The organism is uncultured Pseudomonas sp., from assembly GCF_913777995.1.
GTDB lineage: Bacteria > Pseudomonadota > Gammaproteobacteria > Pseudomonadales > Pseudomonadaceae > Aquipseudomonas.
Map to the genome: position 1 here is coordinate 54,608 of NZ_CAJYVE010000022.1, position 8,990 is coordinate 63,597.

Annotated in this window: 6 protein-coding genes; 5 read left to right on the plus strand and 1 reads right to left on the minus strand. The window is 63.2% G+C overall.

Going from position 1 to position 8,990, the window contains the following annotated elements; all coding sequences use genetic code 11:
• The first annotated feature begins 1 nt into the window (after nucleotide 1).
• Entirely contained in the window at nucleotides 2-826 is an 825-nt protein-coding gene (gene icmH, locus QZ497_RS09380) for a type IVB secretion system protein IcmH/DotU (protein ID WP_295473436.1), read from the plus strand.
• Nucleotides 823-4,245 (plus strand): type VI secretion system membrane subunit TssM, encoded by a 3,423-nt coding sequence (gene tssM / locus QZ497_RS09385; protein ID WP_295473439.1) that lies wholly within the window; start codon nucleotides 823-825, stop codon nucleotides 4,243-4,245. The genes icmH and tssM overlap by 4 nt, the downstream gene beginning before the upstream one ends.
• Nucleotides 4,246-4,308: 63 nt before the next feature.
• On the opposite strand, the gene hmpA is transcribed toward tssM, so the two are convergent.
• Complete coding sequence (gene hmpA, locus QZ497_RS09390) at nucleotides 4,309-5,490, minus strand: NO-inducible flavohemoprotein (protein WP_295473442.1); 1,182 nt, start codon at nucleotides 5,488-5,490, stop codon at nucleotides 4,309-4,311.
• A gap of 211 nt (nucleotides 5,491-5,701) precedes the next feature.
• Between hmpA and QZ497_RS09395 the strand changes: the two genes are divergently transcribed.
• The 3 genes from QZ497_RS09395 to QZ497_RS09405 all read left to right on the plus strand — a co-directional run bounded on the left by QZ497_RS09395 (nucleotide 5,702) and on the right by QZ497_RS09405 (nucleotide 8,473).
• The gene (locus QZ497_RS09395) at nucleotides 5,702-6,139 is read left to right on the plus strand and encodes a YqaA family protein (protein ID WP_295473445.1); all 438 of its coding nucleotides are present in this window, start codon (nucleotides 5,702-5,704) and stop codon (nucleotides 6,137-6,139) included.
• 179 nt (nucleotides 6,140-6,318) lie between these two features.
• Nucleotides 6,319-7,860 carry a catalase KatB gene (gene katB, locus QZ497_RS09400; protein WP_295473448.1) on the plus strand — a complete coding sequence of 514 codons (1,542 nt, stop codon included), beginning with the start codon at nucleotides 6,319-6,321 and terminating at the stop codon, nucleotides 7,858-7,860.
• 52 nt (nucleotides 7,861-7,912) lie between these two features.
• On the plus strand, nucleotides 7,913-8,473 hold the full coding sequence (locus QZ497_RS09405; RefSeq protein WP_295473451.1) for an ankyrin repeat domain-containing protein: 561 nt from the start codon (nucleotides 7,913-7,915) through the stop codon (nucleotides 8,471-8,473).
• Nucleotides 8,474-8,990 lie beyond the last annotated feature (517 nt).

The window sequence follows — 8,990 nt, forward strand, 5'->3', positions numbered from 1 at the left end:
CATGAATCATTCCCTCCCACAGCACGCAGCCCCTGGATTCTTGAATACCTCATGGCCGACGCGGCCACTCACGGCTTCATCCTCATGCCCGCCAGGCCAGCCTGAAATCCCCCCCGGTAACGCCCTGGTGGCGGCGGCCATGCCTTTGCTCAGCGGCCTGGTGCGCATCCGCTACGACGAAAACGAGCCGGCCATTGACCCGCTCAATGCACAACTGCGCGAGCGCTTGCGTGACTTCGAGCGACAGGCCCTGCATGCCGGTGCCGACGGCGAACAGGTCGAAACTGCCCGCTACCTGTTGTGCACCGTGCTCGACGAGGCCGTGCTCACCACCTCTTGGGGACGGCACGGCGACTGGGCGCAACACAGCCTGCTCAGCCACTTTCACAACGAGACCTTCGGTGGTGACCGCTTCTTCCATTTTCTGGAGCAACTGTCGAAAGACCCCTTGCGCAACCTGCCACTGCTGGAACTGAGCTACCTGTGCCTGGCCCTGGGCTTCGAGGGTCGCTACCGGGTCCAGCCGGGAGGCGCAGTGGAACTGGAGCAGGTCCGCGATGCGCTGTACCGGCAGATCCGTCATTGGCGTGGCGACCCCTCCGGTGAGTTGTCAGTGCCAGCTCCAAGGCCTGGCGAGCAACCACCGCCAGCGTTGCGCATCGTACCGCGCTGGCTGGTCGCGCTGTTCACGGCGGTGGGCCTGAGCGTCCTGTACGCCGGTTTTGCCTGGGTACTGGGCGAGCAGCGCGACAGTGTGGTGCAGCAATGGCAGGCGCAGGGCCTGATCCTGGATGAAAAACCGCAAGGCACGCGAGGCCGCCAATGAAGATGATGATCAATAAATGCCTGCGCATACTGAGCCAGGCCTGGCTCTGGAGCCTGGTGTTGCTGCTGTGCGTGATTGCCCTGCTGTGGTGGGGCGGCCCACGCCTGGCCATCGACGAGTCGCGGCCTTGGGCGTCGGTCAGCGCCCGGCTGGTGACGGCAGGCGCACTGCTGCTGCTCTGGGGCGCGGCAATGCTGCTGGCCGGCTGGTCCAAACGGCGTGCTGCCGGGCAAGACCCGGTACGCCAGGCCGAGCTGTTGCGCCAGGGTGACGAGCGCAAGGCACTGCGCCTGGGCTTTGCCGCTGCGATGCGTGCCCTGACCACCTGCGGCTTGAGTCGTGCTGCTGCGCGCCGCCAACCCTGCTACCTGCTGATCGGCCCGCCAGGCAGCGGCAAGACCCGCCTGCTGGCCTGTTCAGGGCTGGAGTTTCCTCTGCACAGTTTCGACCTGGCGGCCGAGCGTACCGCTGACCAGTGCGAGTGGTATGTCACCGACCAGGCGTTGCTGATCGACGTACCCTCACGCTACCTGACTCAGCTCGATGCCGGTGTGGATGCACATGGCTGGAAAACCCTGCTCAGGCTATTGCGCCAGCGTCGCCGGGCCAGGCCGTTGAACGGCGTACTGCTCAGCGTGCCGGTGCCCATGCTGTTGCAAGGCGGCCAGCAGGCCATGCAGGCGCTGAGGTTGCAGCTGCGCCAGCGCCTGGACGAAATTCGCCGCATCCTCGGCGCCCAGGTACCGGTCTACCTGGTGCTGAGCAAGGCCGATCAGCTACCGGGCTTCACCGCGTTCTTCAGCTCGCTGAGCCGGGAACAGCAGCAACAGGTGCTGGGGGCCAGCCTGGCGTCGCCGCGCATGGCCACTGACCCGCATCAGGTTCGCCAACAGGTGCAGGCCTTGCTGGCGCACTTGGACAGCCAGTTGCTGGGGCGCCTGCATCATGACCGGGACGTTCGTCGGCGCAGTCTGATGCTGGAGTTCGCCCAGCAGATGGCCGTGCTGGGCGAGCGCCTGTGCAGCTTCATCGACGGCGTATTCACGCCTGGGCGAATGGGGGCCGTGCACGGCTTGCGTGGGTTCTACCTGACCAGCGCGGCGGTGCCGACGCTGGGTGACGAGGAACGGGATGGAACGATGGAGTTCCACCCGGAAAGACACGCACCCAGCCGGTCGTTGTTCATCCATGATCTGTTCGCCCGCGTCATGTTCGCTGAAGCCGCCCTGGCCGGTCTGGAGCCAGGTGAGCAGCGGCGCATCCGCTGGACCCAGCGTGCGGTGTTGAGCACCGGCCTGGCGGCGCTGGTGGTGGGCGGCCTGCTGTGGACCCAAGGCTTCGCGTTGAATCATCAGCGTCTCGAAAGTCTGCGCCAACTGGCCAATGACGGGGCGCTTCATCGCCAGCTTCTGACCCCGGATGCCGACAGCCAGACCACATTGAAGCTGCTCGATAACCACTGGCAGGCCACCCAGGTGTTTCCCGCCAGTGAGGCGCTGGCCTGGCATGAGCGCAACGGGCTGTACCAGGGCGGCGTCACCCGGCCGGTGGTGGTCGCCGCCTACCACGCCGAGTTGCAGACGCAGCTGCTGCCGCGGGTCAGTCGCCTGCTAGAAACCCGCATCCGTGCCAGCCTGCACGACCGTGATGCACTGCTGGACAACCTGCGCGCCTATCTGATGCTCAACCTGCCGGCGCGGCGTGACCCGACCTGGCTGGCGCAGCGCCTGGACGAGGAGTGGGGGCGAATCTACCCGGCCCAGCCGCAGGTACAAGAGGGCCTGAACCGGCATTTCGGTGCCTTGCTGCAGGTGCCGTTCAGCCAGCCACTGGATGACAAGCTGGTGAGCCAGGCCCGCCAGGTATTGCGCGGCGAATCCTTGGCGAGCCTGGCCTACAAGGTGCTGCGTGAGCAGGCCAGAGACCTGCCGGAATACCGCCTGGGCCAGCACCTGGGGGCGCAACGTGAGCTGTTCGTCGGCGCCGAACATGGCATCCCCGGCCTGTATACGCGGCAGGGCTACCGACAGCTGTTCTCGGTGCACAGCGCCACTCATGTCAGCGAACTGCTGCGTGACAACTGGATTCTCGGCGGGGGCAGCGAGCTGAGCGCCCGGCAGATGCGCCAATTGCTTACGGAACTGGAACAGCTGTATTTCCGCGACTACGCGCGCTACTGGAGCGAAGCCGTGGGGCGTTTGGGGTTGCTGCCGTTCAACGATGCCGGTGAGGGCGCGGACCTGGCCAACGGCCTGTTGTCGGCGCATTCACCGGTGGTGCAAATGCTGGTGCAGATTCGCGACAACACCCGCTTTGCCCCCGCCCAGGAGGCGGACTCCAGTCCTCAACCCGCAGCGGGACTGGCGGCGCTGGCGCAGACCGGCAAGGCCCTGGCCACGCCGGACAATGCCCGCAAGACGCTGCAACGACGCTTCGAACCCTTGCACCGCCTGCTCGATGAAGACGACTCGCCAGTGCCCGAGCTGGCTGGGGTGCTGCAGGCACTGGACGCCGTGCAGCAACAGCTGGCGAGCCTGGCGCGTACCAGCCAGCCTGAACAGCTGGCTTATGACATGGCCCGTGCACGAATGGGCGGCCAGCGTGATGCGCTGAGCCAGTTGCGCAACAGTGCCGCACGCCTGCCGCGCCCGGCGGCCGACTGGTTCGCCGTGCTGGCCGACGATGCCTGGCGACTGATGCTGGCCGATGCGTATCGGTACCTGGACCAGCGCTATCGGAACGAGCTGCACGCGTTCTACGCCAAGGCCCTGGCGCAGCGTTATCCCTTCCATGCGCATGCCAGCAGTGACGTGGCTTTGAATGACTTTCGCGAGTTCTTCAAGCCCCAGGGCCTGTTGGAACGCTTCGTTGAGCGACACCTGCAACCCTTCGTCAGTGGTCAGCCGGGCAACCTGCGTTTGCGCAGCGTCGATGGGCACGGCCTGCCAATGTCGGTCGCTTTCCTCGAACAGTTGGGCAGGGCGCAGCGGATTCGCGAGGCGTTTTTCGCCGAAGACCCGGCGCAGCCGCAGATTCGCTTTCGCCTGGAACCTTACGGCCTGGACAGCGCCGCCAGCCGGGTGGAGTTCCGTTTCGGAGCGGCGCGGCAGGAATACCGACATGGGCCGATCGTGCCGTTGCCACTGACTTGGCCGGACGCCGAAGGGCAGGGCGCGGCCAGCCTGCTGGTCGAGCGCCGAGGAGGGCGTGCGGTGGGGATCGAGAAAGACGTCGGGCCCTGGTCGCTGTTCCGCCTGCTGGACCTGCTGCAGAGCGAGCCCTTGAGCGGACGTGACGTGCTGCTGTTCAAGGCCGAGCTTGGCGGCCTGCGGGCCAATTACCTGCTGGCCAGCCAGCGAATGCCCAGCCCGTTCGACATGAGCGCGCTGCGCGGCTTCCGCCTGCCAGGGCAACTGTAAATGTTCAAGCGCCAGGGCCTGTGACCAACGTCACGGGCCCTGGCGCTTGAGGTAGAGCGGGTGTCAGTCCGGCAACTGCGCGGCCGGACCGAAGAACTCGTAGTGGCTTTGCGCTACGGGCACACCCAGGGCCTTGAGGTCGCGTTTGACACTGGCCATGAAACCCGCCGGGCCGAGGAAGTAGGCATCCAGGTTGCGGTCCTCTGGCAACCAGCTGGCCAGCACTTCCTGGCACAGCCGGCCCTGTGCGTCGAAGCGGTCGCCGGCTTGTGGCTGGCTGTAGCAGAAGTGCAGCCTCAATTGCGGATGCTGGCGTTGCTGTTCCTCCAGCCAGGGGCGGAAAGCCTGCAAGCTGCCGTTGCGGGCGCTGTGGATGAAGGTGATCGGGCGCCCGGTCGGCAGGGCGGCTTCGAGCATCGCCAGGGTCGGAGTGATGCCCACGCCGGCGCTGATCAGCACCAGCGGGCGAGTCGAGGCCTCCAGTGCGAAATCGCCGGCGGGTGGGAACAGCTCGATGCGCTCGCCGACCTGCAGCCGGTCGTGCAGGTAACCCGAGACCACGCCGCCGGCTTCGCGCTTGACACTGATGCGGTAGCCACGGCCATTGGCCTGGGCTGAAAGTGAATAGTTGCGGCGTACTTCCTGGCCATCGATGAGCAGCTTCAACCCCAGGTACTGGCCGGGCTCGAAGCTCACCACGGCGCCACCGTCTTCGGGCTCGAACCAGAACGAGGTAATCTGCTCGCTCTCGCGTTCCTTGCGCACCACCTTGAAGGTTCGCGCGCCGCGCCAGCCGCCCTGGGCGATTTCGTTCTCAAGGTATTTGGCTTCTTCCGCGCCGATGAGGATATCCGCCAGTTGCCCGTAGGCCGCAGCCCAGGCGGCGATCACTTCATCGGTAGCGATCTCTTCACCCAGCACTTCACGAATGGCGCGCAACAGGCAAGTGCCGACGATGGGGTAGTGCTCGGGCAGAATCTGCAGTGCCACGTGCTTATTGACGATCTGGCCCACCAACGGGCCAAGGGCTTCCAGGCGGTCGATGTGTCGTGCATACATCAGCACGCTGAATGCCAGGGCTCGGGGCTGGGCGCCGCTGGCCTGGTTGGCCTGGTTGAACAGCGGACGGACCTGCGGATATTCGGCGAGCATCATCTGGTAGAAATGCGTGGTCAGCGCCTCACCGCCGGACTCCAGAAGCGGGACGGTGGCCTTGATGATCGCGCGTTGCGCTTCGTTGAGCATGGGTGACTCCTTGGCTGGATGACGATTACCAGGGAGGAGTCAACTTCCGTGCCAGTTCCGCAAGCCTTGTAAACCGGGGTTCTTGGCTGCTTGTAGTCATTAAGACTGCTGGTTTGCTTTGGTCAAAATGACTCTGCTTGGTCAATTTGACCCGATATCGTTTTGCTACGAGACGGTTAGAATGGCGCCCCCGTTTCAAGGCTCGTCCGCCATGTTCGAACTGTCCAGCTACCTCGGTCTGTTTTTCGCCGCCTTCGGCGCTGCCACCCTGCTGCCCATGCAGTCGGAGGCGGTGCTGGTAGCGATGCTGATTTCCGGGCATTACCTGACCTGGCTGTTACTGCTGGCCGCGACCCTGGGGAATGTGCTGGGTTCGATCACCAACTGGCTGATTGGCCGCTCGGTAGAGCGGGTGCGCCACAAGCGCTGGTTCCCGGTGTCTGAACAGCGCCTGGGGCAGGCCCGCCTCCAATATGGCCGCTACGGTTACTGGTCGTTGCTGCTGAGTTGGGTGCCGGTGATCGGCGACGCCCTTACCGTCGTGGCCGGGGTAATGGGCGAGCCACTGTGGCGTTTTACCCTGATCGTTACCCTGGCCAAGGGGCTGCGTTATCTGGTGGTCGTGCTGCTGACGCTGGGTCTTGTTTAGTGCCCTCGATTGAAAATCTGGCCGATCTGCGCGTGCTCGAATCAACTAATCAACTAAGTAGCGTGGCGTTATTGAAAAACCTCATCGGTGGCATCTAGAGAATCTATTTAAATTTTCCGGAGGGGGCTTACTACTCTCTGCGAGCGAAAATGCCCAATTAGAGACATCGGAGTCCACCTATGAATCCTTCGCTGAGCTTTTTTAAACCCGGCCGCCTGTTAGTTGCTGCAACACTGGCTGCGAGCCTATTGTCATTGTCCGTGCAGGCTGCCACGTTAACCCGCGATAACGGTGCGCCGGTCGGCGACAACCAGAATTCGCAGACCGCCGGACCGAATGGTCCGGTGTTGCTGCAGGACGTTCAACTGCTGCAAAAACTGCAGCGCTTCGACCGTGAACGCATTCCGGAGCGCGTGGTACATGCCCGTGGTACAGGCGCCCATGGTGAGTTCACGGCCAGTGCCGACATCAGCGAACTGAGCATGGCCAAGGTCTTCCGCCCCGGCGAGAAGACCCCGGTGTTCGTGCGTTTTTCCTCCGTGGTGCATGGCAACCATTCGCCGGAAACGCTGCGTGATCCGCGCGGTTTCGCCACCAAGTTCTATACCGCCGATGGCAACTGGGACTTGGTCGGCAACAACTTCCCGACCTTTTTCATCCGTGACGCGATCAAGTTTCCGGACATGGTCCATGCCTTCAAGCCTGACCCGCGCAGCAACCTCGACGATGACTCGCGCCGCTTCGACTTCTTCTCTCATGTACCGGAAGCGACGCGTACGCTGACCCTGCTGTACTCCAACGAGGGCACTCCGGCCAGCTACCGTGAGATGGACGGCAACGGCGTGCACGCCTACAAGTTGGTCAATGCCAAGGGCGAAGTGCACTACGTGAAGTTCCACTGGAAGAGCCTGCAAGGACAGAAGAATCTCGACCCCAAGCAAGTCGAAGAAGTGCAGGGGCGTGACTACAGCCACATGACTCACGACCTGGTCAAAGCCATTAACGATGGCAACTTCCCGAAATGGGACTTGTACATCCAGGTGCTCAAGCCTGAAGAACTGGCCAAGTTCGATTTCGATCCACTGGATGCAACCAAGATCTGGCCTGACGTGCCGGAGCGCAAGATTGGTCAGATGGTGCTCGACCGCAACGTCGACAACTTCTTCCAGGAAACCGAACAAGTAGCCATGGCGCCGTCGAACCTGGTGCCTGGGATCGAGCCGTCTGAAGATCGTCTGCTTCAGGGGCGTCTTTTCGCCTACGCCGACACGCAGATGTACCGGATCGGTGCCAACGGCCTCAGCCTGCCGGTGAACCGTCCGCGTAATGACGTGAATAACATCAATCAGGATGGCGAGACGAATAGCGGACATACCACCAGTGGCGTCAATTACCAGCCGAGCCGTCTGCAGCCACGAGAGGAGCAGCCCAGCGCGCGCTACTCGCAGATGCCGTTGAGCGGCACCACCCAGCAGGCGAAGATCCAGCGCGAGCAGAACTTCAAGCAGACGGGCGAGCTGTTCCGCTCATACAGCAAGAAGGAGCAGACCGACCTGATCAACAGTCTGGGCGGGGCCTTGGCGGTCACCGATGAGGAAAGCCGGTACATCATGCTGTCGTTCTTCTACAAGGCTGACAGCGACTACGGCACTGGCCTGGCGAATGTCGCCAAGGCCGACCTGAAGCGTGTTCAGCAGTTGGCGGCAAAGCTGCAGGACTGACGAGAAGACGGGTGGGCCTGCGGGCCCGCCTTGCATTCAGGAGGTCGAGACCATGTACAGATGGATAGCGGCGGTCGTACTGGGGCTGATGCTCAACACCACCTACGCTGAAGGCCAGCAAGCGCTGCCCAATGAGAGCGGTGACACCGCACAACGCCTGCGCGGCTACTTCCTCGACGCCGCACGTCGCGGCGACCAGGCAATGCTGGATGAATTCATCAAGGCCGGTTATGACTTGAACGTTCATGACGACAAAGGCTACACCGGCTTGATTCTCGCGGCCTACCATGGCCAGCGCGACGCCGTGGAACAGCTGCTGGCGGCGGGGGCCGACCCTTGTGCCCAGGACTTGCACGGGAATACGGCGTTGATGGGGGCGGTCTTCAAGGGCGAGGTGCGCATCGCCCAGCGCCTGCTCAACGCCCCGTGCAGTCCGGATCAGCGCAATGCCAGCGGGCAGACGGCGGCCATGTATGCGGCGCTCTTCCATCGTCAGGAGCTGCTTGAGGCGCTGAAGGCACAGGGTGCGGACTTGAACGCGACCGATGCGCTTGGGAACAGTGCACAGAGCTTGAGTCGGGGCGAGATCAATGGCGTTAAGCCGGGGAATTGACTGAATTCGATGCCTCTGCCGAGGCCGGAAAGCTCGTGGTTGAGGCCGCTCCCATCCGGTCTGACCAAACTGCACGGGCCTTAGCCCCAATACTGGTCAGTTAGCCCGTGGGAGCGAGCTTGCTCGCGAAGGCGGCGTCACGTTCACAGCAAATTCAGCGACTTTGCCCGCTTTTCGCGAGCAAGCTCGCTCCCACCAAGCCGCAAGGCGCTTAACCGAACAGTATTGGCCTTAGCCCCAATAGTGTTCGCTTAAGCGGCATGTAGCTCGGTGGGAGCGGCTTTAGCCGCGAAAGCGCCAGGAAACTCACTGCATTTGTTGTGAACAGGCGGTCGCTTCGCGGCTGAAGCCGCTCCTACCCGGCCTGACTGACCCGTATTGGCCTTAGCCCCAATACTGATCAGTTAGACCGTTGGAGCTTGCTCGCGAATGGCAGGCTATCTGGACCGGGTACACCCGCCGCAGCATCAGTGCCCTTGAGTCACCTTTCCGCCTTTACGGCGGGTTACTTTTGGTT

Bases quoted from the DNA above. Each gene is read 5' to 3' on its own strand.
- katB (WP_295473448.1), top strand. From the start codon at position 6,319: ATGAATCCTTCGCTGAGCTTTTTTAAACCCGGCCGCCTGTTAGTTGCT.
- hmpA (WP_295473442.1), bottom strand. From the start codon at position 5,490: ATGCTCAACGAAGCGCAACGCGCGATCATCAAGGCCACCGTCCCGCTT.
- icmH (WP_295473436.1), top strand. From the start codon at position 2: ATGAATCATTCCCTCCCACAGCACGCAGCCCCTGGATTCTTGAATACC.
- QZ497_RS09395 (WP_295473445.1), top strand. From the start codon at position 5,702: ATGTTCGAACTGTCCAGCTACCTCGGTCTGTTTTTCGCCGCCTTCGGC.
- tssM (WP_295473439.1), top strand. From the start codon at position 823: ATGAAGATGATGATCAATAAATGCCTGCGCATACTGAGCCAGGCCTGG.
- QZ497_RS09405 (WP_295473451.1), top strand. From the start codon at position 7,913: ATGTACAGATGGATAGCGGCGGTCGTACTGGGGCTGATGCTCAACACC.